The organism is Caenibacillus caldisaponilyticus (assembly GCF_002003465.1).
GTDB classification, from domain to species: Bacteria; Bacillota; Bacilli; order Bacillales; family Sporolactobacillaceae; genus Caenibacillus; species Caenibacillus caldisaponilyticus.
Genome location: NZ_BDDQ01000092.1, coordinates 1 through 2,076, shown reverse-complemented (window position 1 = coordinate 2,076; position 2,076 = coordinate 1). Strand labels below are relative to the sequence as shown.

Below are 2,076 nucleotides of genomic sequence, written 5' to 3'. Positions count from 1 at the left end.
ATTAAGTGTTCCTGGTCCTGGCTGGTCGTAAATACCGCGTATTTCATCCGCGAATAGCCTAATGTGGCCACAAATAGCGATAACTTGACTTTTCTCCCTTCGATTATCACCTCCCCGACTTCTTTCCAATCGACTTGCATTTGTTCACCAGGAAGCGTTTCATAACGAACGGTGTATTTCTTTTTCGCCGTCTCTCGGAAAGGTTTTATATAGTCCTTTAAAATCGTCTTTCCTCCTGTATAGCCCTGTTGTCGAATTTCGAAAAATAACTTTTCGCTATTGAACACCCCATCCTCTAACATTCGTTTTTGAAGATACTCTTTAAATGGATCTAACTTGCTTTTTCTTTGTTTTCGCTTAGATTTGGAAGGGGGATTGGGGGAGTGAATATATTTTCGAACGGTTTTCCGATCAATCCCCAACTCCCTCGCAATATCGGAAATACTCATTCCCCTTTCATACATCTCTTTGATCATAAAAAATTCCCCTCTCGTAATCACGAACCATAGCTCCTCTCATTGACACTATGGTTCTATTGTAAGTGGGGAATTTTATTCCGGCTATATTGGGGATTTTATCATCGGCTTTAACACTAAGTTAAATGTACATAACATTTTTGCTAGAGCCGATACCAGTAATACTATAGCGTTTGATTAATTATGAGTGGTCACTTTTTCAATTCCCATACGTGTAGGGAATTGGCAATTAAATAGTTTAGAGGGGATAATCATGTTATTTACAAGTTTAGAAAACTGCTTTGGCTTAACAAAAGAAATGGTTGGAGGAAAAGCATTTCATTTAGGTCAACTCATTACTAATGGGCTGACTGTTCCAAAAGGTTATTGTTTAACTACCCAACTCTTTGAAACTTACAAATCCCAAACAGGACTGGATAAACTGATCGAATCTAAAGTCAATGAAATTAAAGCTAATCCGGTTACAATTAACAAGCAGTTGGCAGAAATTCGAGATTTCATTATGACTAAAGACCTCCCAAATTCTTTATATAAGGATATTGCAGCATTGGTCGAAACTTTGCTCCATACAGGTCCGTTAGCCATACGTTCTTCCTCCCCTTCTGAGGACAATATTGTGAACTCCTATGCAGGGGTCTACTATTCCACTGTTGGTGTCTCAGACATGGATGGGGCTTTTAAGTCAATTAAAAAGTGTTGGGCCTCTCTATTTACGGAACGTGCATTTTTTTATAATCAAGGAAAAGTAAGCACTGAAATGGCTGTTATACTTCAAAAATACATTGACCCAGATTTTTCGGGAATTTTGTTTTCAAAAAACCCCGTGAGTCATGACCCTATTCCTGTTTTGGAATATAAAAGCGGAAATAACGTCGGTATTACTGACGGAAATGAATCTGGTAGGTTTGTTAAGATTGAAGACATAAAGGAAGAATTTGGGGACGAGTTTGTTACAAAAGTAACTCAAATGACTAACCAATTAGTCGATATATTCCACTCCGATGTCGACGTCGAGTGGGCGCAAAAAGGAGACGTATTTTACATCCTTCAAGCTCGGGCTGTAACGACAAATTACAGTCATCCAAAATTTTTATGGGCCGTTCAAGAGGACTTAGACACGCTATTTAATGTCAATTTAGGCCATTGTCATCATTTATTGGCTCGCCGCCTTCAAAAACATGTTTGGTTTAGGAAGTTTTGTCACGAACACAACATTCCAACCTATAAAACCTACTACCTAGTGTTTTCAGAAGATGAAATTGATTATGCTTGCGAGCATGTCAAAAGGGATATGGACATGCCTTTCCTTAGGCTGACGTGGAAAAAAGGCGTCGGACAGCTTTGCAAAAGAGAGGATATTAAAGAAGCCCTTCGATATGGTGTAGAAAACAAATACAATCCACTTGGGAATGGCTTCCATTGTGTACAAATTGGAGATGTCATTCCAGCCCCTGTAACTGGCTTTTCAAGAGTATTGGAGAACGGAGATATTTTGATTGAAACTTTTCCAACAGGATTATTTGGCATGAAAGATGGGAGAATCCCTCCAACGAAATATGTATTAAATAGCAACGGAGAGTGCGTTTTTTCCCATATTGAG

Annotated in this window: 2 protein-coding genes; one reads left to right on the top strand and one right to left on the bottom strand. The window is 38.8% G+C overall.

Going from position 1 to position 2,076, the window contains the following annotated elements; all coding sequences use genetic code 11:
• A partial coding sequence (locus tag CCB157_RS16200; protein ID WP_143287116.1) for a helix-turn-helix domain-containing protein occupies positions 1 to 500 on the bottom strand: 500 nt, incomplete at its 3' end.
• Between the two features lie 229 nt (positions 501 to 729).
• Between CCB157_RS16200 and CCB157_RS16195 the strand changes: the two genes are divergently transcribed.
• On the top strand, positions 730 to 2,076 hold a 1,347-nt coding region (locus tag CCB157_RS16195), incomplete at its 3' end, for a PEP/pyruvate-binding domain-containing protein (RefSeq protein ID WP_143287115.1).